Below are 20,036 nucleotides of genomic sequence, written 5' to 3'. Positions count from 1 at the left end.
TTTGCTCGCGAGCATCAGTAGGCTTATGCCTATGGGAAATGACAGCTCGCGCGATGCTCGGTTGCTTGCCTTATTGAATTGTCTGAGGCATTCTGGACGCCCACTGTCTAAGCGGGAGATTCAGGAACAGGTTCTTCAGTATCAAGGACTGACTCACGATAACTTCGAGGGCCAATTCCAAGACGATAAAGAAACTCTTCACTCCATCGGTATCGCACTGACAATGCGGGGAACGAATCCTGATTTCACTTATGAAATTGATCCGAAAGCTTCGGCTCAGTTCCAAGGAGAGAACGTTCGTTTTGATGCCAGCGAGTCACGGCTCATTTCGATGGCAATCAAAGTGTGGGACGATGACGCGAATACGACGGCACTAAAAAAGCTAGCGCTTTCGATGGATCCGCCTGAAACGTCTTTTTCTCACGTGAATATCGGCCTTGATCACAGCGATGTGATTTGTGCGCTGAGCGAAGCAATCACGCATGGGCGCTTTGTCAGCTTTGACTACACGTCTGAATCGGATTCGTTCCGACGTAGCGTTGCTCCCCGAAAGCTTGTGATGCGCTCGAACTCCATGTACTTATGGGGTTTTGATATGGATAGGTACGCACCGCGTTTGTTCAAGCTGTCGCGGATTGCTTCCGAGATTGAAATTATTGGCGACTCTTTCGACGCACTGGAGCTTCCCGAGATCCCGGCAGATCCCTTCACTCTTCTAGAAATAGAGCCTCTTCTTGCAATTCGCGATGACGCATCGCTTGCGATTCGCGCCTACGTCCAACTGACAGGGCGCCTGATAACAGATGGTTGGTGCGAAGCCGTCGGGCTGCGAGCTTCCCGTCATACGTGGATGACGCGCGTTCTCACCGAAGGTGAAGATGTTGTTGTTCTTGCTCCCCACGATTTGAGGGATGAGATCTATGCCCGAATTGACAGGGCCTCGTCGTGGGGAGTTCAGTGATGGGAGCACGATCTACTGACGCGCTTGTTCGCCTGCTCGCGATTCGTGATTGGCTTGCAACGAATGCATATTTCGAACCTGTGCCACTCGACGATGTGGTCCGCCAGTTTGGTGGAACGCGAGACAAGATGCTTCGCGATTTGAATACCCTGTCAGTAGCTGATGATGACACGTTCGATTTCGACGGTCGTTTCTGGGTTGATATTGATCTTCTTCACGACTCAGGTCTTGTCCAGCTGATGTCGCATATTGACGCCAATCAGCTACCGGGCCTTACTCCAAGCGAAGCGTTGGCGATTCGTATCGGTCTTGAGTCTCTGTCGAGTGTTCTTTCCCGAGACCTTGTCGAGCGTATTCCCGCCGTTCTGGACAAGATTGGCCAGCTGGTTGGGGAGCGTGGTGATGAGCAGATTCTGCTTCATCACCGGGATCACCAGTGTCAGAATGCCTTTGCTCTTCTTGACCGTGCCATCGGGCTTCGCAGACCGGTTGTGTTCACCTATACCTCAGCGAATGGGGCGACTCAGCGTCGCGAAGTGGAACCTCGTGAACTTCATTTGGAAGGAACCGGCTGGATGCTTCTTGGCTGGTGCATGATCCACGATGAGTGGAGAACGTTCGCTGTTGACCGGATGAGCGACCTCGAAATCAATATGTCGCGTAAGAATGCCCGGCGGAAGTCACCCAATAGACTGCGTGACAACCAACAACCACTTGAGACACAACAACTGGTTGTTGGCCCCAATGGGCGTTGGGTAGCAGACGAATACCCGCAGGTAATCAGTCGTCAAGTCAACGATAAATTGACCGAACTGTTGATTCCGATCTGGAGCCGACAGTGGTTTTTGACGTTGCTTATTGATATTTCAGAGTCCCTTGAATCCGCCCCGCAGGACTCGCTCGTGCAAGCGGGTGAAGTTGCGCGTCAGATGAAGGCATCATGGGACGAGGTTCTAGACAGCGTGGAGACATTGTGAGCCCAAAAAGAAGGCGTCAGGCAAGCAAAGCTTCCGGGGAACCACAGCCTGTTGAGCAGCTGAGTCCGGCCCAGCGAATACAGGCGTTTAAGAAGGATCAGCACATCCAACGCACCATGCGTTACGCATGGTGCGAGACCCTCGATTTTCAGGCTGATGATTTCCAGATCGAAGCGATGGATGCTCTCGAAGCTGGACAGTCAGTCTTAGTTGCTGCTCCAACTGGTGCTGGTAAGACGGTTGTGGGTGAATTCGCGACGTACCTTGCTCTCCAGAAGGGAAAAAGAAGCTTTTATACAACTCCGATTAAGGCGTTATCTAATCAGAAGTTTTCGGATCTACGTCGTCGCTTCGGTGAAGACACTGTTGGTCTTTTGACCGGTGATACGTCGATCAACTCTCACGCGCCAATCGTTGTGATGACGACTGAGGTTCTTCGGAACATGATTTATGCGGGCGCGGATCTATCGGATCTTGATTCGGTTGTGCTCGACGAGGTGCACTACCTAGCGGATCGCTTCCGTGGCCCCGTGTGGGAAGAAGTGATTATCCATCTTCCCGCTGAGCAAAAGATTGTCGCTCTATCGGCAACCGTTTCGAACGCTGAGGAATTCGGTACGTGGATCGGTCATGTTCGTGGAGGATGCCGGGTTGTTGTTTCCGAGCATCGTCCTGTCCCGCTGTATCAGCACATGTTGGTCGGGCGACATCTCTATGACTTGTATTCGCCATCGAAGAAGGGCGAATCAACGCGAATCAACCCGGAGCTACGTTCGGCTATCGGTCCGTCGAATCCTGGGAGAATGGGACGAGGTGGAAGGAATTGGCATGAAACTGCTCGTGTCAGACCTCCACGCGAGTCGCGTCCGTCGACTTTGATTGAGCTGGATCGAGCTGGCCTATTACCGACGATCACGTTTGTTTTTTCTCGGGCAGGGTGTGAAGACGCTGTCACCCAGGTTGTTCGCGCGGGAATTTGGCTGACCAATAAAGAAGAGCAGAAGCAGATTGCGACAGCGGTTGATGAGGTAAAAACTCAGGTTGGTGCACAAGACTGTCATGTCTTAGGGATTAATGCGTGGGGTGAGGCACTAGAACGTGGAATCGCAGCGCATCACGCGGGTCTTCTTCCCATTCAGAAAGAGACAGTAGAAAAGCTCTTCACGCGCGGTTTGATCAAAATGGTGTATGCGACTGAGACGCTTGCTCTAGGCATCAATATGCCGGCTCGCAGTGTCGTCATCGAGTCGTTGCGCAAATGGAATGGAGCTGCCCACGTTCAGCTGACACCGGGGGAGTACACCCAATTGTCGGGTCGTGCTGGTAGGCGTGGCATCGATACCGAGGGACATGCAATTGTTCTTCACCGTGGCCAAGTTACTCCTGAAGAGGTCAATGCTCTTGCCTCTAAACGAACATACCCACTGATCAGTGCTTTCACTCCGACCTACAACATGGTTGTGAACCTGCTTCACCATTCGTCGCGGGCTGCCACGCGTGATGTGCTTGAAACATCGTTCGCTCAGTTCCAAGCCGATGGCGGGGTCGTTGAACTTGCACAGCATGCCCGTGCGCTCGCACGCCAGCGTGCCAAGTTCGAGCAGGATATGGAATGTGATCGCGGAGATGCGCGCGAGTATTTTGCGCTTCGTGACGATCTTGTTCTTGCCCAGAAGTCCGAATCTAAGCTGAGGGCTGCCGAAAAACGCAGTGCAAATCGTGTGGCGTTGGCGACCTGTCAGCCAGGAACAATCATTCGTTATGGATCTGGTCGTCGTAGCCTGTACGCGGTGGTTGCGTTCCATTCCGACACGGCTATCGGGCACGTTTCTACAACGTTGATTGGCACGGATGGGAAGTTCCATTCGCTGTCAGCTAAAGATGTCTCATCTTCTTTCGCTGTTGTGGGGTCGATGAAGATTGCCGGCGGATCTGCGGTGCGTCGGAATAAAGAACGAATGAAAATCGCTGATGAACTCAAGCGCCGTATTCGGGTGAAATCTATTGAGATTCCGCTTGATACGCCGGACTTTGATGCGACCAAGAGCGCCCAGATCGAGAAGCAACTGAAGGCTCATCCTGTTCATCAGTGTCCTGAACGTGAACACCATGCGCGTGCAGGGCATCAGTGGGCCCGAATTAATCGCGAGTTGCGCAAGGTGAACGAACGCATTGACTCTCGAACACATTCCGTTGCCCATAAGTTCGACCGAGTATGCCAGGTTTTGGAGGAACTAGGCTTTCTTGACGGCGATACTGTGACCGACCAGGGTGAACGTCTACGTCATATCTTTGGCGAGCGCGACATCATCGTCATGGAGTGTTTGCGAAGCGGAGCGTGGAGCGGATTGGATGACGCGGAATTGGCTGCGATCGTGTCGACGTGTGTGTTTGAGTCGCGTCGTGAAGATGGTGCGCGTCCTGCACTCCCGGTTGGTCTTTCAAAGAATTTGACGCGCGCACTCAAGGCAACATTTCAAGCAAGTGCGAAGGTCGCAGAGGTTGAGAAGCGAGCCGGACTTGAACCGACAACTGAGCCTGATTCGGGAATGATGGAAGCGTGTCTGGCGTGGGCTCATGGGGCATCGTTGGGAACCTCGCTCGATGGCGAAGAGATGCTCGGTGGCGACTTCGTTCGTTGGATTCGTCAGGTCATGGATCTGTTGGATCAGCTGCGTCATGACACTGACGAAGCGATGGCGTCGCAGGCGAAGCGTGCCCGACACCAACTTGTTCACGGCGTAGTAGCGTGGTCGGTGTTATGAAAAATACTTCTTTGATTGTTGATGTTTTTCTCAGCGCCCTTGCAGGCGTGGGAATGTGGGCAGCCTTCCCGTCCCTGTCGTTATGGTGGCTGATCTTTCCGTCTCTTGCTCTCTATTTTTCACGTGTGGATCATTCGACTCTTTCACGCGGACTGCTGAACACCGTTGTTTTTGGTTTTTCCTGGTGGCTTCCTCTGATTCACTGGGTGACGCTGGCGACCGGAGGATATTTACCGTGGGCCGCTCTTGCTACGACTCAGGTGATTGCGTTGTGCCTGTGGGCAGTGATCGCGCGTCTGTCACAGTCGATTCCAGTGGTGAATTCTCCGTTGGGACAGCCTTTTGTCTATGCATTGACGTGGGTGGGTGTCGAGCAGCTTCGTAGTCACTATCCCTGGACTGCTTTTCCGTGGGGAAATGTCGCGATGCCACAGGTTGATTCACCACTTGGTCACCTTGCCCCGTGGGGTGGGGAAGTGGTGGTGTCATTTGTGAGCGTTGCCCTCGCAGTTGCGCTTCGGAGAGTGTTCTATTTCCGCTCAGATTTGGGCGATGAGCATTGGTTCACGAGGCCGGCTCTGCTTGTTGGAAGTCTCGGCGTATTTTTTGCCGCGTGGATGATTCCGCTTCCTTTGTCGCAAGAGGCAGGCACGATTCGTGTGGGAGTTGTTCAGGGAGACGTTGAACTACCGGGAGCACACACCTTTGGTATCGAAGGTAAGGTCACAACGAACAATTCTGCGATGACTCAGGAGCTTGTGGCTCAGTCTGATCCTGTCGATCTGCTGATCTGGGGAGAAACCGGCGCCGATCGTGACCCGAGAGAATCCGGTTTGGTTGCCCAGCTTGTTGATTCTTCGGCCACGTTGGCTCATGCGCCGTTGCTCTTCGGTTTCGCGAACGTTAAAGATGACAAGCGTTGGAATTGGTTGGGCGTCTGGTACGAGTCCGAGGGACTCGATGAAGAAAGCCTCTATGCTAAGCAAAAGCCTGTTCCTTTTGGAGAATTCATTCCTTTCCGTTCGCTGATTTCGAAGCTTGCTACCCAGGCTGCTCAGATCAATATGGACATGGCTGCCGCTAATAATCTTGCATTAATGAATGTTCATCTCCATGATTCGCGGACGATTCCGATCGCTGTAGGGATTTGTTTTGAATCCGCTTACCCGGCGGTGATTGGTCCTGGTGTTATGGCAGGTGGACAGCTCATTGTCACTCCGTCGAATAACTATCATTTCCAATCTTCATCGGAGTCTGCCCAGCAGAATCAGCTTCTGCGTTTGAGAGCAATGGAGTATTCGCGTTCAGCGATCCAAGCGTCGACTACCGGAATGTCGTCAGTGATTTTGCCGGATGGTCGTATGAAGGCGACAACCGATCCTCACAGTGCTGCGTGGCTTGCTGACTCGGTGCCTCTGAGGACGTCGATGACGAAGACTGCTGAGTTGGGGGAGTTGCCCGCTCAGATGGTTATGGGAGCAACGGGTGTGTACGGCGTTTTTGCCTTGCTCTATGCGTCGATTCAGGCTGCGGTGAACTGGAACTCTCTAAGGCGTCAAAATAGGATCTGACCTGCATAAATATGCTTTAAATTGTGCGTGAAACGTTCGATAGAGGGTATTATTATGTCAGATACTCCTCGCTTCGCGCAGGAAGCCAGGAGTATCTGGAGGCTTTATTGAGTCGAGCAAGCCAAGCCCAGGGGTGTCAGCCCTTACGATAGTGACCTTCGGGCTGAAGGCGCCCTTCGCGGTATGCGGTGAGCTGTTCGTTCAGGACAACTTCAAGTTCTTCAAGACTGCGGCGCTCGCGAAGCATATCCCAGTGGGTGCGAACAGCCTTGGCGGGCTTTGTTTCTTCATCTTCTGGCGCATCGCCAATCAGTTCAGCAGAACTACCGCAACGGCATTCCCACGTTGCTGGCGGAGTTGCTTCGCTAGCAAGAGGAACCTCGAACTCGTGACCGTTCGGGCAGACGTACGAAACGGTGTAGCGTTCGGCAAAAACGACACCGTCTTCAGACTCCATAGACTTTGCGCCGATCTGCATTCCTCGGAGCGCGCGATCTGCCATGGTGATCTCCTTAAGGTCATTGAAGCTAACACTCTATTTTAGCGGAGATACCAGCATTTGCATTACTAGCGGATCTCTCACACACGAAGCTGAAGCCGATAATGTTGCTTTATGTCTGATCTGGTCTTCGATCGCGTCCATAAATCTAGGAAGATAGTTAGATTCTAACAGGTCTAAATAATCTACACGGCTAATAAAGCCAAGTGTTTCACGGTCTTCGCCTTGTTCGGCTACCTGCTGATCGGTCAGTTCGTCGATGCCCGCGAGTTTTTTGAAATGCCTCGACCACTGTAGTTGCCGTTTCCCCTTAGACGCGGACGCCCATTCTTGCCAAATCGCGAAATCTCTTTCATTGTATTCCTCTCCCAAGTCTGCGAGAACTTGAAAAGGAGTGCGTGAACTGGACTTGCGACCACGCTTGAAATTACCCATGGTCATTTCAAGACCAATATCGCCGGCACCTTTGCCGACATACTTAGCCACGATTTCAGCCGTATCGCCCGAAACAGATTCAAGAACTGCCCCGCGTTCAAGCGAAGACGAAGACCCTACGGACTGCAGAGCGTCGCGCCACTGTAAAGAAATAAACCGCTGATTATCTGCCGTAACCGGGTTGAGTTTGGAAACTAAAATATAGTGCGAGTGAACATGCCAGCCGGAACCGCCGTGGGTGACTTCGTTGGCTCGGACGTAGCCGACGAAGCCTATATCTTTCTTGAAACGGTTAAAAGTCTTGCGACGATTTAATTTACTCCATGCTTTACTGAGTTTGCGCCATAGGTCATCGAGTTTCTGACCTTTGTTGTGTTGTTGCGTCAACGTTAGGAACGATACGCAGTATTCATTCTGTTTAGCCCAGTCAACGAGTTGAAGAAGCTCCTGGCGACGACCCATAGAAATTTTGGCAGAACAAACAGGACACAGCCACGGACTTGAACACGTCTCAATACCACCGAAACCGCAAGAACCATCTTGCAAGGATTGGACAGCAACGCCATAGCGAAGCGGGAAACCGCAGGTTTTCACCCTAGCGTCAGTATATTTACGAGCAACATTGCGCAGTTGAAACCGATAAGACCTAGAAGAATCACCATCAGTGACAACTGTTTGCGAGTTACCAAGAGCGAGAGCCATGCAACAAACATAACAGACAGTTCTAAAGTTGTGGGGGGGGGGGGGGGGGGGGGGGGTTGGGGGGGGTTTCGACCCCCCCACGCCCCCCACGCGCGTCAGTGACGCGCCCGCAGGCGCGTCCGCGTCCCTGACGATCGAGAATCTTCTACAAAGATCGGAGCAACTGAGGTAGCGCCGGTAGTCCGTTGGTAGTCGTCGTTTCGGCTGATACGTTGGAACGTGTCGTAGCATTCGCATTCCTCTTTAGTCATGTGAAAAATTTGAGTGTAGATATGTTTGGCGACGTAAGCGCCCTCAAGTTTGTCGTAAGTGAGTGTTTCGCCGTCTGCAACATCGTTAATGATAATGGTTCTAAATAGTGAACGGCATGAAACAATTTCCCTCACTTGTTTACGTAGTGAGATGTCGAGTTCTTCCCAGATTTGACTACTCATCACGATATGAAAGCGGTTCTTACGTTGCTGGCTAATAGCGGTGAGGAAATCGAGGGAGATACCCCGTTTCTTGTTAAAAAATAGATGGGCTTCGTCAAGAAGTAGGAGCAGACCGGACTCGCCGGGGGAGAGTTTAAGAATCGCGTCAAGTGCGTCATTGGAGTCAAAAAAGTTAACGCGGTCGTTGTTCTTAAAAATGATATTAGAGTAAACAAGGCAGTCAGGGAATTCGCTCATAATCTGGCGGGCATAATGAACCATGCTAAGAGTTTTGCCCGAACCTTGAAACCCCTTGTACACGCGGGTGCCGGTAGGGAAGCCGGTTAAAGCTTTTGGCGCGCGTTTTTTGAATGTCCACCAATCAATCTTCATAGTTTTATCTCCATGCGACGAGTAGCCACTTCAAACCCAAAACGGCATAACGAGCAAGGAAAACAGTCCAGCGGACAACGTATAAAGCAAGAACCGCGCCGAACATCCACACGGCCTCGGGTGCCCAGTGCATCAAAACGCCCTTACCGACACCGACCGCTTGGACGATGGTCGAAACATTAGCGGACGGGATTTTAACGCTATTAAATAAGGCGTAAACGGCGACCGAAGCGAGAATTAAAGCCGCGACCGTAGCAATACGGATACCAACGCGAATACCATCAACCATGCCTATACACCTGCTCTAAACTTCTCTATTTCAGACGCAATCATTTTGACAACGTGAATAGATAAAAAGAGTGAAGTAATCGCGACGGGAAGAGAAAGCAAAGGACCGAGCCAGGGCGGGCGAGGCGTTGAACAAAAATCAAAATCAAGAACTAAACCAGTATGCGCAGTCCCGGAAACAGAGCAAGAGCGAGCAGGAGCATTCACAATCTGTTTCAACGAGCTAGAAAGCGATGAACTTTTAGACTGAAACGCGGAATTTTCGAGTTGCTTCTGCTGTGCCTTACCCGAATTATCCTGTGAAGCAAGCGCGTCGGCTTTCTTCTTTTCCTCCGAAGCCACAACATCGGACGGCGATTGACCGGAGCGAATAAGATACGAGGTCATGACAAGACCATGAAAAGAAGCAGTACCACCATTAACAGTATTAATTTGCTGTGAATATTGGAAAAGGGTTGAAGTCCAGCAATAATCATCACGTTCACACGAAAAATAGGCGGTATTATCGCGCACCGCTAAAAGTCGAGTATAAGGGTCTTTACCCACCGCTTCCCACCGCAGACGCGAATAAAAAGCTTCAGTTAACGTAATAGGGCGACCTGCGCCAGCGTCTGAGTGATAAAGATACCCCCTATCATGCGAATATGTAAAAGAATCAGGGGTAGAGTCCCACGGGTAAACAGAGATAGCGAGAATATCGCCCTTTTTAACCAACCCTATAGGCGTTGAAAACTCAGAAACAGAAACCGGGGTAGTGCCGGAGGCTTTAAGCCAGACATAATCAGGATAAAAACTCACGGAGCCGTTAGAAACTTGAAGAAACGGGGCACTAGAGGGGGTATAGGGGATATATTTTACGCCGTTAGAATCGAATTCACCGGCGTAAGCCGGTAAAGACATGAGTAGGGAAAATAGGACGAATAACGCGCCAAACAAACACCGTAATACACGCGACGACGAGAACCGCCGACGAAACGAGCGTAGCGCCACCCTCAACAGTCGTAGGGAGTTGCTCAAAACTATAAACCTGGTACGAAGAACACGGGGAAGAACTCCCATAAGAAGACCCCGAAGAAGAAAACACGACTTCATCGAACGTGGACGATAATTTAACATAATCGCGATAACTCCTATTCTGCCCATACTCACGGGAATTAAAAACGCGAACGGAATTACCGTAAAAACATAAAGAATCACCCCACGACGGGCGAGCAGATCCACCGGAATTGCCGGGTTCTATGAACCTCATTTATCAACTCCGAAAAATAAGATCAGCAATCCAATGAAGAACTAGCCATGCGCAAATAGCGGGGACAGCCAAAGGAACAAGGGCGGAACCTAAAGCATTAACAACCGCTATAAATGGCTCAAAATCATACAACATGGCTAGTCCTTCAAAGGGAAATCAGATCTTCGCCTTGCCACGCGAAGCGCCAGAGATAACTCGACGAACAACGCGATAGCCAAAAGCAAAGACGACGACAAGACCAATCAGGGCAGCCGCTTGAGTCAATTCACCCCACATGGAAGCAGAATTCCAAGTAGATTGAAACGAACTAATCCAACCAGACATACCGCCGGCACCCTCCATGAGGGCAAGGCCTCTAGCCATCGGAACGACCGTGGAGCCCATTATTTTCACCTCCTCCGAAAATCGTATAAATCTCTAGTTCAGACTTAAAACAGCGTTCAACCTCAACGCCGTTCCACTGAACAGAGATATACCGGTAGGGCTTGCCAGCCTTAGAAACTGCATCGACAAGAACCAGGGAGGCGGGTTGTTCCATCGTTCACTACTTTCTCCATGCTGGTTAACTGATTCCCAGCTACTTCTTCTTCCAAATGCGAGGAACGTCTTCCAAAGACTCATACACGCGAACGTAGAAATCAGAGACAACATGTATCAAGCGGACACCCTTAGGTATCTCGGAAGCCGATAATGTACATTATGTCAGAATTGTTGGGGTTTTGATCCAGCTTCAATTCCATGCACTCCTCTCACAAATGGTTGCCAACACCACGATGAATCCACCGTGCAACCGGAAGAAAAGTAGACAACGATAGGTAAGGACATCTATGGAATGCGAAAGGAAGGGATGACATGAGTGTTGCACTGAAAACCGATCAGCGGACCGCCGTTTCTGGCGCTTCATCGAATGTCCGAAAACCCCTCCCTGAAATTGCTCTTGTCGGAACCTGTGCTCTGCTCTATTCGCTGATGTGCGCCATTGCGCCCGTTACGCGAGTTGCTGCAGTTCGGCATGCGCGTCAGATTCTGCGCCTCGAAAACTATCTCGGGATCAACGTCGAACTCGCGCTCAACACATGGCTCTCCCACCACCCGTGGCTCGCCAATGTTTCAGCGGTTTTCTATTCCGTTTCATTCTTTGCCGTGACATTCACAGCCTTGGCCATCGTGTGGGTGAAACGCCCAGACCGCTACGATTTCGTTCGCAACTCACTCTTCGTGATGACTGGTGGCGCAATGATCACCTATTGGGTGTATCCCCTGGCTCCTCCGCGATTCTTTCCCTCACTGGGGTACGTCGATGCCGTAGCTACCCAATCAACGCTTGGCTCTGGATACTCGACTGCCTTTTCTTATTTGGCGAACTCTTATGCTGCGATGCCATCCATGCACACGGGATGGGCTGTATGGAGTGCCATTGTTCTAGGTACATTCGTCTTTAAGAGCTGGCAAGCCCGAGCAATTCTTGCCCTGCATCCCCTCTACACAATCTGGGTAATCCTTGCGACCGCCAATCACTACGTGCTGGACGCAGTGGGTGGCATTGTGTTCTGCTTACTTGGTTTCCTTCTGACCACCCTCATCATTACTCGAGTATCACAGCGTCAATCACTTGAAGCCCGAGGTGTCTGAGCGGGGGCATTCGGCCTAGCCGATACTCTTGAACCTATGAAGTTCGGAGTAGATTTTGGCACCACCCGCACAACCGTTGCCCTCGTTGATCGAGGCAACTATCCCCTGATCTCATTCATCTCCCCCGATGGTGACGCCTTTGACCACGTCCCTTCGGTTGTTGCTCTGGATGACAAAGGCTTGCTCTTTGGCTTTGAAGCTCACGAAGCAGCTCTCGGAGGCGGCGAACACATCCGATCTTTCAAGCGCCTTCTATCCGACCCTGACGTCACACCTCGGACAACTCTTCGCCTCGGAAACCGCGACTTCCTGATCATCGATGTTCTTACTCGCTTCCTGGAGTACGTCGCAGGTATGGTACGAGAGAATTCATCCGCCGTTATCGAAGGCGATGAACCGCTTGAAGCGGTCATCGGTATCCCCGCGCATGCGTGGTCTGCTCAGCGTTTTATGACCCTTGAAGCATTTAAAGCAGCCGGTTGGCACGTCATCGAAATGATGAACGAGCCCTCAGCTGCAGGTTTTGAATACACCCACCGCCATGCTTCCAGCTTGAACGCAAAACGCACTCGGGTCCTCGTTTACGACTTGGGCGGTGGCACCTTCGATGCTTCTCTTGTCGAAGCAGTCGGGCGCGACCACACTGTCCTCGATTCCGCCGGCGATAATCTACTGGGCGGAGACGACTTCGACATGGTGCTGGCACAGGTCGCACTTCGCAACGCCAACGTGATGCCCGCTTCTCTGAGTGATATGGAGTGGCAAGCGCTGATCGAAGAATGCCGCGTTGTTAAAGAATCGCTGAACCCCAACAGTCGCAACGTTGTAGTCACCGTTGGTGACATTCCGATCTCGTTTTCCGTCAAGGACTACTACCAGGCTGCAACTCCGCTTGTTGAACACACACTGGAGGTCTTAAATTCACTCCTTTCCCCCACAGAAAACGGTGGCGAACGCGTGATTCCAGAGGACGTTGCCGGTCTTTATGTTGTTGGTGGCGCTTCTGAATTCCCACTAGTCTCGAGGGTGCTCCGTCGTCGATTTGGTCGTCGCGTCCATCGTTCGACTCACAACGCCGGCTCGACGGCTATCGGCCTTGCCATTGCGGCCGATGAACAGGCCGGATACACCGTGTCAGAACGTCTTGCGCGCGGGCTTGGCGTCTTCCGTGAATACGATTCGGGCGCATCCCTCTCCTTCGACCCGTTACTTACCCCCGATGATCGATGGACACCGGGCGAAGACACCCTTGTTGTTCGGCGTTACATGGCTGCCCACAACGTTGGCTACTACCGCTTTGTTGAGTATCGCAGCGTGGACGAGCAGGGCGTTCCGCGCGGTCAGGTAAGCCCAGCCGGCGAAATCATCATGCCGTTTGATCCTGTGCTACAGGGTGAAGACGTTGACCTGAAACATGTTTCGGTTGAGCGCACTGACATCGGGCACCTTATCGAGGAACGCTACCGAGTAGATGAGAACGGAATCGTTGACGTTGAAATTGTTGACACTGAAACCGGTTACACCCGGTCTGCGCGCCTGGGCTGAGCGACAAGCGATCAACGAAAAGAGGGGCGGTGATGAATAATCACTGCCCCCTGACATAGGCGATGACCTATGAAAGCAAAGCTTTAGGAAATCGAACGGAGCTTACGCTTGCGAAGTTCTGCCAGTTCATCAACGTGGTCGCTCAAACGTTCAATAGGAAGCTCAGCAAGAGAGCCTTCAACCTCGCGCCACACGCGACCAACGGCAATGCCGAAAACACCCTGACCACCCTGAAGAAGGTCAATCACCTCATCCGTCGACGTGCATTCGTAGACTGACGCGCCGTCACTCATCAACGTGATGGATGCGAGGTCGTCCACTCCCCTGTTCTGGAGTTGCGAAACTGCTTGACGAACCTGCTGAAGAGAAACGCCGGTATCCAGAAGCTTCTTGACGATCTTCAAAACAAGAATGTCTTTGAACGAGTACAGGCGCTGCGAACCTGAACCTCGTGCGGCACGAACGGAAGGCTGAAGGAGACCAGTGCGAGCCCAGTAGTCGAGCTGGCGGTAGGTGATGCCAGCAGCTGCACATGCGACGGGACCACGGTATCCAAGGCCTTCACCGTCAATGCCTTCAAGGGGATCACCGAAGAGCATCGCTTGGCGCGATTCGGCCTCGTATGGTTCGGCGCTCACTAGGACTCCTGCAATAATGAAAGACGTATCAGTTGATGGTGATACCACGCTATGCGTTATTGAACGCAAGGTCAATGACACGACCGGCGAGCCTCAAGTTCAACTTGAACTTGAGGGTTGAGATCCCCTCTTAGAGAATCTGACCAACAGAGATTCGCAAGAACTCTCTGTGCAGGTCAGCAATGATTTCGGCAGATTCAGTCACCTTCGCGTTCAAACGTTCATTGTCAGATGAACGTCCACGCGAACGAGTAGATTGAACAGTCTGATCAATCACGTCAGAACAACGATCCGCACTGAGTTTCACTGCACGCAACAGACGAATATCGAATCCTTGGGATTCAAGAGTGGCAACGTGTCGCACAATCTGCAACGAGCGCACTGGGAAATAGCCCGCAATGTCAGGGGCAATCAATCCTGCAGAAGAATAACGTTCCAGCGTTGAGATATCGACGCCGGCCAGATCGGTCAGTTCCCTAGCCGACAGATAGGGAGAAGACGGCGTGACGCTAACGCCCTCAGAAGAAACGATACGAGGCCGCCTGACTGCTTCAACCTGATGACCCGCATCAAGGGCGCGCAGGTGCTCACCGATTACTCGAAGAGGAGTAAAAGAGTCGCGCTGTTGTGTCAGAACATAACGCATACGTTCCACATCGGTCTGCGAGTACTTGCGATAGCCCGACTTCGTACGCGCAGGAGTGACCAACCCCTGGTCATCGAGGTAGCGAACCTTCGACACAGAGATAGCAGGAAACTCTTTCTTGAGTTCCTCGACGACTCTACCGATCGAAAGAACCGGGTCCCTGGACGCATCGTGTGGCCACGGCCCCGTAATACTCGTGTGTTCAGCCTCAGAGCTGAACTGTGCAGCCTGAGAACTCATGCTTGCAAGGGCGAAGGCTGGTATGTCAGGCGATACTTTCCAATCTGGACCTCGTCGCCAGCGTTTAAACGAATGGAGTCAACGCGCTCCCGATTCACATACGTGCCGTTCAACGAACCGGAATCACGCACAATATGACCGCCGTCTTCAGCCTTGAACTGGCAATGCTTACGGGAAACGGTCACATCGTCTAAGAAAATATCGGATTTCGGGGAACGACCAGCATTCGTTACCTCACTGTCGAGAAGGAAACGAGCACCCGAGTTCGGGCCACGCTGAACGATCAGCAGAGCAGAACCAGCGGGAAGTGAATTCACCGCTTCCTGGTCGCGTGCAGACAACACAAGAGGAGCATCAACTTGCTCTTCAACCGGCGAAAGTCCAAAGATGGAAGTTGCGGTTGGATCGAAATCGTTAGTGGATTCCATGATCTCCCCCTGTGATAGACGCATTCATTACCCTCAATAGTCTAAAGGGTACAGGGCAAACGTACTTACTCGTCAGAAGATTTGGACTCTTCTGACGTATCAACCACGGCGTATTGAGGCTGAGGCACAGAAGACACAGAATCAATCGAAATGTGCCCAACCACTGAAACCGACACATTCGCGTCCTTTGCGCGCATCTGGGCAGCCGAACCAGCTTGAATCTCTAGAGCAGTCGCGATCGTCTGACCCTCGCCGATCACATGCCAATCATACGGTTGCGACAAGACAACGCCATCGACCGCAATCATATTATTGTCAGACGTAAACGCGCTCCGGGTGGAAAGACGCACGCCGTTCAACTCGATTGCCTCAGCCCCGGCATTACGTAACTCCCCTAGCGTCATCACGAACTCGGTAGCCGTTAAACGATTCGCTTCATCACCGATGTGTATGAGCACCCCGGGTCCCTCGACAGGAACTCTGCCTGCATTGATCTGAGCGAGCTGATTAATCTTCCGAGCCGTCTGAGCCGCCGCTTCTTGCTCCGACTCGTTGGCTTCAATCTCGGCAACCTGCTGTTGCAAAGCAGAACGCTCCTGACGAAGGTTATTCTCCTGAGAATTCAGCTCAGAAAGCAACGCAACCAAGTCTTGTTCGCTCAAAGCTTCCAAGGGATCTTCCCGTTGAGCACGAAGGGTTGTCACCAGCGCAAAACCAAGAATGAAACAGATCAGAACAAGGACAAGGTGAATCGTGCGCGGAACGGCAAAAAGAGCTTGAACAAACTGCGCGCGACCCGGCTTCATGTCCTTTTCAGTGGACGCAACCTCGTCCCTTCGAGAAGCTCCATGTCGCCCATGACGCGAATTCTTCGAATCTAAACTCATGGACTTTACGCCTTAAAAATCAGACGACGAATCGATGCTGTATTCGAAAAGATACGAATACCCAACACGACGATGACGGCCGTCGTAATCGCGGACCCCACGCCAAGCTGAGTTCCCAACCACACAAGCAAACAGGCAACAACGACATTCCAGAAGAACGACGTGATGAACACGCGATCATGGAACACCCCTTCAAGCCAAGCGCGTGTCGCGCCAAAGAGAGCGTCCAAGCCCGCGATTACCGCAACCGGCAAGAACGGCTGAAGCCAAACCGGAATCGTCGGATCAAGGAAAAGTCCCAAGATAATGCCAGCCGCTAGGCCAATGACAACAACCATGACTATTCTCCTTGGGAATTCGACGCTACCGCATACTGCGGAGTACGGACATTAAGCGCTGGCATTTGAATTTCGGCGGTGCCCGCAGCCGAGATTTCAATGCCGTTCATTGACTTCGCAGTTGAAAGAAAATCACCTGTTGACCCGCGCACAAGACCAACGGACAGTGTGTTCGCATCTCCGATAGCTCTCACCTCGTACGGAGATTCAACGGGAGTGACGTTCACAAGAATTGCCGAACCAGCAGTACGAATAAACGTGCCTGGGCCAATTCGTAGGTCATTGATTGAAATTGCCTCGGCTCCCCCAGCCCAGAGGGCATTCACGATCACATTCAAGTCAATGTCGCGGACCTGACCTCGGGACCCTTGTGCCAGCGTTTTTGCTGATGACGAGTCCTTGACCGTGACCGTAATTCCCGGACCAACCACGGGTTCCATTGCATTCGTCAGTGCAACCGAAGGATCAACGAGGACCTGAGGAGCTGTCGACGACGCAGCTTGGTTGACGCGGGTGGACAACGATTGAACGTTGTCCTGAAGTGAAGCCACGACGCTTTGACTAGATTGTGCCTGATCGCGAAGGCTTTGAGTAATGTCAGCGTCCTGAGCGGTACGCAATGACATCACTGCGATTGTGAGCGTGAAGCCGAGCGCCAGCGTGAAAACAAAAGCGATCGGGCGATGCCACCAATGTTTGGGATGCTGAGTATCGTCATAGCTTTCGTACCCAACATCGAGCGGATTATTCAGCAACGAGGTCAGCAACGACATCGACGTAGCAGGATCATTGCCTTGCGCCGGCGAAGAAGACGTTGTGTGCGTGTTGTATTCTTGCACGCCTACATCCAGGTGCGTTGTACGTTAATTGCACGAGATGCGTAATCAACATGCTCAATGAGAAGACGTCTTAACGGCCATGCTGCATTCTCGTGTTCGCCGAGCCAACGATTCACCCGATCAATATGGTCCTCGACGCTTTCGGGGCTGTCGGCATAAACCGGGAGCGAAAGAAGGCCCTTGATGTAGCGAATCGACAGGGCAATCGAGTGCGTATTCCAGAAGTATTCAAGTGAGCCAAGACCGCGGTCAATGAAGCTTGAGCCTTGCCACGAGGATGCAGCAAATCCGTCGAGGATTGCGCTCAGTGTGTCGTTTGCGATCCCGTCAACGAAGAGTTTCGACCACGAGGCCTCACGTTCTTCTTCGTACGGCAGAGCTGCAATTGCGCGTTCTGATGCGGTCTTTGCTTCGCCTGTTGGGGAAGTGGCGAGCCATGCTTCAATACGATCGCGTCCGATCGAACCAGAAGCAGCAATGACAGTACGAGCTGTCCAAACGATCTCGCTGGTCAAAGTATTCGCATACGATTCCACGGTCTGACTAATCGCGGGATCATCGGTCATCGGATAGGTAAAGAACAGGGTCTTTAACCATGCGCGACCACGATCCGTGGCGTGCTCACGCGACAGACGTAGCGCAAGCCTTCCTACCGTTGTCGCAATCGCGGCACGCTGTTCCTTTGGCACGTAGGTGCCCAGGGTAATGCGACCGAGCTCCAACAAGCGATCCGCAAGTGTCTCGTCGACTTCGTTTTCTGCATGACGGAATGCTGCAAGAGCGAAGTCACTGGGGTTCAAGCGGCAGTCACGGACACCGTTGAACAGGGCACCCCACACGACGCATCGCGTCATCAGGTCGGGACATGCCGAAATGAAGGCAAGCGCATTGGATGCTGAGCGATCGTCGAGGTAGGTGACCGCATACGTCAGATCGCCGTCATTGACGACGAGTAGATCCATATCCGTAATACCGGCTGGTTGGCTAAGAAGCCCCGCGGGATCAACCTCTTGGGATCGACCTTCCATTGTCAGCTCAAAACGATGCGTCATCTGAAGCTGATCGCGTTTCATCGCCCACGTTGTGACATCGAAACGATGCGGGCGAGTCGTATCTGACTCAGACTCATCCGTGATCTGGAAATTGGTGACGCTACCAATACGGGAGATATCAAAGTGAGGAACGAGTTTCGAAGGACCGGAGGTAGTAAGCCACGTGGACACCCAGTGGGATAAGTCTTTGCCCGTTGCTTCCTGCAAACAGTCGACGAGGTCCTGGAATGAGGTCGATCCGAAAGCATGGCGTTGGAAGTAAATTCGCGTGGCTTCAAAGAAGGCTTCTTCGCCGACGGTTGCTACCAACTGGTTGAGTACCGAAGCGCCCTTGGCATAGGTGATGCCGTCAAAGTTGGTCTTGGCTGCGCCAACGTCGGGAATGTCAGCAATGATCGGGTGAGTTGTAGGCATGAGGTCTTGCTCGTAGGCCCAGATTTTGCGACCTGCAGCAAATGTGGCCCTCTCCCCCGTGTACACGGTTGCTCGGCTTGCTGCCAGGGCACCCTGATTCTCGGCGAATGACTCCTTCAACCAGAGGTCGTCCCACCATCGAGGTGTCACAAGATCCCCAAACCACATGTGGCACATTTCGTGAAGAATCGTGTTTGCTCGACGCTGACGCTGGGCGAAGGTCGGGGTGTCACGTGAGAGGTATGAGTCGTTAAAGGTCACGCATCCCGGATTCTCCATGGCTCCCAAGTTGTATTCGGGAACGAAGATCTGATCGTACTTGCCCCAAGGGTATGTGATGCCATAGTGCTGGTGGTAGAAGTCCAAGCCAGCGCGCGTAACGGAAAGAATGTCGTTGGAATCAATCGCTTGAGCCAAGCTTGAACGGCACATCAAGCGCAGTGGGACGTCAATCTTCTGACCGTCGTTTGCTCCCCCACTCCACGTACCTCCGTCAATGACAGCCCAGTCACCGGCAACGACGGCGGTGATGTAGCTGGACAACAGGCGCGTTCGAGCAAAGACATGTCGTGTGCCGTTTTCAATGGGTTCGGTATGTAGCTCTGCTCCGTTGGAGGCAACAACCCAGTGTTCCGGTGCATCGACGATGAATGACCACTCGGCTTTCAAATCTGGTTGGTCGAAGCATGGCCATGCGCGGTGAGCGTCTTGGGGTTCAAACTGCGTGTACAGGTAAACGCGTCCATCTTCTGGATCAATGTATCGATGCAGACCTTCACCGGAGTGTGAATACGGGCACCGCGCCTGAACCTCAACCGTGCACTCAGTATCGACGGGCAGGCCACTGAGGGCCAGACACTCGTCATTTTGCGTGATCTCTCGCGCCTCGCCATTCACACTGAGCCGGGTAACCTGGCCTGCGATGTCGACGAAGGTGGAATCCGCGTGGGAAGTCAGGGTGAAGGTGGACGTAACCACAAACTCGGTATTGTCTTGGCTATCCCCACCGCGCACATCAAGATTGACCTTCATCGTCGAAAGGTCGATTGCGTGTGAACGTTGACGGGCTTCATCGCGGGATAGGACGTGCATAACCGTAGTTTACGGCGCGTTCTTAAACACTT

The 20,036-nt window shown here is 52.4% G+C and carries 20 protein-coding genes; 6 read left to right on the top strand and 14 right to left on the bottom strand.

Translation table 11 applies throughout. The features are described 5' to 3' along the window. Nucleotides 1-31: 31 nt before the first annotated feature. Genes QP381_RS01225 through lnt form a run of 4 tightly spaced genes read left to right on the top strand, consistent with a single transcriptional unit; the run spans nt 32 to nt 6,274 of the window. Nucleotides 32-961, top strand: a complete 930-nt coding sequence (locus QP381_RS01225; RefSeq protein ID WP_181002195.1) for a helix-turn-helix transcriptional regulator — start codon at nt 32-34, stop codon at nt 959-961. Beyond that, nucleotides 961-1,938 carry a helix-turn-helix transcriptional regulator gene (locus tag QP381_RS01220; RefSeq protein ID WP_103633744.1) on the top strand — a complete coding sequence of 326 codons (978 nt, stop codon included), beginning with the start codon at nt 961-963 and terminating at the stop codon, nt 1,936-1,938. The genes QP381_RS01225 and QP381_RS01220 overlap by 1 nt, the downstream gene beginning before the upstream one ends. Then, nucleotides 1,935-4,703, top strand: a complete 2,769-nt coding sequence (locus QP381_RS01215) for a DEAD/DEAH box helicase (RefSeq protein WP_442953388.1) — start codon at nt 1,935-1,937, stop codon at nt 4,701-4,703. The genes QP381_RS01220 and QP381_RS01215 overlap by 4 nt, the downstream gene beginning before the upstream one ends. Next, a complete protein-coding gene (gene lnt, locus QP381_RS01210; RefSeq protein WP_285067452.1) occupies nt 4,700-6,274 on the top strand; it encodes an apolipoprotein N-acyltransferase in 1,575 nt (524 codons plus the stop codon). The genes QP381_RS01215 and lnt overlap by 4 nt, the downstream gene beginning before the upstream one ends. A gap of 136 nt (nt 6,275-6,410) precedes the next feature. Here the strand turns inward: lnt and QP381_RS01205 are convergent, their stop codons facing one another. The 7 genes from QP381_RS01205 to QP381_RS01175 form a co-directional block, all read right to left on the bottom strand. Beyond that, a complete protein-coding gene (locus tag QP381_RS01205) occupies nt 6,411-6,776 on the bottom strand; it encodes an RNA polymerase-binding protein RbpA (RefSeq protein ID WP_006681016.1) in 366 nt (121 codons plus the stop codon). Between the two features lie 33 nt (nt 6,777-6,809). Further along, nucleotides 6,810-7,910 carry a protein rep gene (locus QP381_RS01200; RefSeq protein WP_285067450.1) on the bottom strand — a complete coding sequence of 367 codons (1,101 nt, stop codon included), beginning with the start codon at nt 7,908-7,910 and terminating at the stop codon, nt 6,810-6,812. A 95-nt stretch (nt 7,911-8,005) separates the two neighbouring features. Beyond that, complete coding sequence (locus QP381_RS01195; RefSeq protein ID WP_285067449.1) at nt 8,006-8,716, bottom strand: zonular occludens toxin domain-containing protein; 711 nt, start codon at nt 8,714-8,716, stop codon at nt 8,006-8,008. Nucleotides 8,717-8,720: 4 nt separating this feature from the next. Continuing rightward, nucleotides 8,721-9,005 carry a hypothetical protein gene (locus QP381_RS01190; RefSeq protein ID WP_285067447.1) on the bottom strand — a complete coding sequence of 95 codons (285 nt, stop codon included), beginning with the start codon at nt 9,003-9,005 and terminating at the stop codon, nt 8,721-8,723. A 2-nt stretch (nt 9,006-9,007) separates the two neighbouring features. Beyond that, nucleotides 9,008-9,904, bottom strand: a complete 897-nt coding sequence (locus QP381_RS01185) for a hypothetical protein (RefSeq protein WP_285067445.1) — start codon at nt 9,902-9,904, stop codon at nt 9,008-9,010. 505 nt (nt 9,905-10,409) lie between these two features. After that, a complete protein-coding gene (locus QP381_RS01180; protein WP_285067443.1) occupies nt 10,410-10,616 on the bottom strand; it encodes a hypothetical protein in 207 nt (68 codons plus the stop codon). Continuing rightward, a complete protein-coding gene (locus QP381_RS01175; RefSeq protein WP_101628154.1) occupies nt 10,609-10,791 on the bottom strand; it encodes a hypothetical protein in 183 nt (60 codons plus the stop codon). The genes QP381_RS01180 and QP381_RS01175 overlap by 8 nt, the downstream gene beginning before the upstream one ends. 314 nt (nt 10,792-11,105) lie before the next feature. On the opposite strand from QP381_RS01175, the gene QP381_RS01170 reads away from it, so the two are divergent. Together QP381_RS01170 and QP381_RS01165 are read left to right on the top strand one after the other, a co-directional pair. Beyond that, complete coding sequence (locus tag QP381_RS01170; protein WP_103633746.1) at nt 11,106-11,885, top strand: phosphatase PAP2 family protein; 780 nt, start codon at nt 11,106-11,108, stop codon at nt 11,883-11,885. 36 nt (nt 11,886-11,921) lie between these two features. Next, complete coding sequence (locus tag QP381_RS01165; protein WP_285067442.1) at nt 11,922-13,430, top strand: Hsp70 family protein; 1,509 nt, start codon at nt 11,922-11,924, stop codon at nt 13,428-13,430. 83 nt (nt 13,431-13,513) lie between these two features. On the opposite strand, the gene QP381_RS01160 is transcribed toward QP381_RS01165, so the two are convergent. The 7 genes from QP381_RS01160 to pepN all read right to left on the bottom strand — a co-directional run bounded on the left by QP381_RS01160 (nt 13,514) and on the right by pepN (nt 20,004). Beyond that, complete coding sequence (locus tag QP381_RS01160) at nt 13,514-14,068, bottom strand: MerR family transcriptional regulator (RefSeq protein ID WP_179370357.1); 555 nt, start codon at nt 14,066-14,068, stop codon at nt 13,514-13,516. 130 nt (nt 14,069-14,198) lie between these two features. Next, nucleotides 14,199-14,954, bottom strand: a complete 756-nt coding sequence (ftsR, locus tag QP381_RS01155; RefSeq protein ID WP_006681021.1) for a transcriptional regulator FtsR — start codon at nt 14,952-14,954, stop codon at nt 14,199-14,201. Further along, nucleotides 14,951-15,382 (bottom strand): FHA domain-containing protein, encoded by a 432-nt coding sequence (locus QP381_RS01150; protein WP_040318538.1) that lies wholly within the window; start codon nt 15,380-15,382, stop codon nt 14,951-14,953. Before QP381_RS01150 ends, ftsR begins: the two co-directional genes overlap by 4 nt. Before the next feature lie 65 nt (nt 15,383-15,447). After that, nucleotides 15,448-16,269 carry a DUF881 domain-containing protein gene (locus tag QP381_RS01145; protein ID WP_285067440.1) on the bottom strand — a complete coding sequence of 274 codons (822 nt, stop codon included), beginning with the start codon at nt 16,267-16,269 and terminating at the stop codon, nt 15,448-15,450. A gap of 5 nt (nt 16,270-16,274) precedes the next feature. After that, entirely contained in the window at nt 16,275-16,607 is a 333-nt protein-coding gene (locus QP381_RS01140) for a small basic family protein (RefSeq protein WP_006681024.1), read from the bottom strand. 2 nt (nt 16,608-16,609) lie between these two features. After that, nucleotides 16,610-17,446: a DUF881 domain-containing protein gene (locus tag QP381_RS01135; RefSeq protein WP_285067438.1), complete on the bottom strand. Its 837-nt coding sequence runs from the start codon at nt 17,444-17,446 to the stop codon at nt 16,610-16,612. A gap of 2 nt (nt 17,447-17,448) precedes the next feature. Continuing rightward, a complete protein-coding gene (pepN, locus tag QP381_RS01130; RefSeq protein ID WP_219585829.1) occupies nt 17,449-20,004 on the bottom strand; it encodes an aminopeptidase N in 2,556 nt (851 codons plus the stop codon). Nucleotides 20,005-20,036 lie beyond the last annotated feature (32 nt).

This window comes from Pauljensenia sp. UMB6358 (genome assembly GCF_030216865.1).
In the GTDB taxonomy this organism is placed as follows: Bacteria; Actinomycetota; Actinomycetes; order Actinomycetales; family Actinomycetaceae; genus Pauljensenia; species Pauljensenia turicensis_A.
The sequence above is the reverse complement of the archived record's forward strand: the minus strand, read 5'-3'. Positions and strand labels throughout refer to the sequence as shown.

Coding starts and splice junctions, on each gene's coding strand:
- pepN (WP_219585829.1), bottom strand. CDS start 20,004: ATGCACGTCCTATCCCGCGATGAAGCCCGTCAACGTTCACACGCAATC.
- ftsR (WP_006681021.1), bottom strand. CDS start 14,954: ATGAGTTCTCAGGCTGCACAGTTCAGCTCTGAGGCTGAACACACGAGT.
- QP381_RS01140 (WP_006681024.1), bottom strand. CDS start 16,607: ATGGTTGTTGTCATTGGCCTAGCGGCTGGCATTATCTTGGGACTTTTC.
- QP381_RS01190 (WP_285067447.1), bottom strand. CDS start 9,005: ATGGTTGATGGTATTCGCGTTGGTATCCGTATTGCTACGGTCGCGGCT.
- QP381_RS01195 (WP_285067449.1), bottom strand. CDS start 8,716: ATGAAGATTGATTGGTGGACATTCAAAAAACGCGCGCCAAAAGCTTTA.
- QP381_RS01175 (WP_101628154.1), bottom strand. CDS start 10,791: ATGGAACAACCCGCCTCCCTGGTTCTTGTCGATGCAGTTTCTAAGGCT.
- QP381_RS01180 (WP_285067443.1), bottom strand. CDS start 10,616: ATGGCTAGAGGCCTTGCCCTCATGGAGGGTGCCGGCGGTATGTCTGGT.
- QP381_RS01200 (WP_285067450.1), bottom strand. CDS start 7,910: ATGGCTCTCGCTCTTGGTAACTCGCAAACAGTTGTCACTGATGGTGAT.
- QP381_RS01220 (WP_103633744.1), top strand. CDS start 961: ATGGGAGCACGATCTACTGACGCGCTTGTTCGCCTGCTCGCGATTCGT.
- QP381_RS01170 (WP_103633746.1), top strand. CDS start 11,106: ATGAGTGTTGCACTGAAAACCGATCAGCGGACCGCCGTTTCTGGCGCT.
- QP381_RS01165 (WP_285067442.1), top strand. CDS start 11,922: ATGAAGTTCGGAGTAGATTTTGGCACCACCCGCACAACCGTTGCCCTC.
- QP381_RS01205 (WP_006681016.1), bottom strand. CDS start 6,776: ATGGCAGATCGCGCGCTCCGAGGAATGCAGATCGGCGCAAAGTCTATG.
- QP381_RS01150 (WP_040318538.1), bottom strand. CDS start 15,382: ATGGAATCCACTAACGATTTCGATCCAACCGCAACTTCCATCTTTGGA.
- QP381_RS01185 (WP_285067445.1), bottom strand. CDS start 9,904: ATGTCTTTACCGGCTTACGCCGGTGAATTCGATTCTAACGGCGTAAAA.
- lnt (WP_285067452.1), top strand. CDS start 4,700: ATGAAAAATACTTCTTTGATTGTTGATGTTTTTCTCAGCGCCCTTGCA.
- QP381_RS01145 (WP_285067440.1), bottom strand. CDS start 16,269: ATGAGTTTAGATTCGAAGAATTCGCGTCATGGGCGACATGGAGCTTCT.
- QP381_RS01225 (WP_181002195.1), top strand. CDS start 32: ATGGGAAATGACAGCTCGCGCGATGCTCGGTTGCTTGCCTTATTGAAT.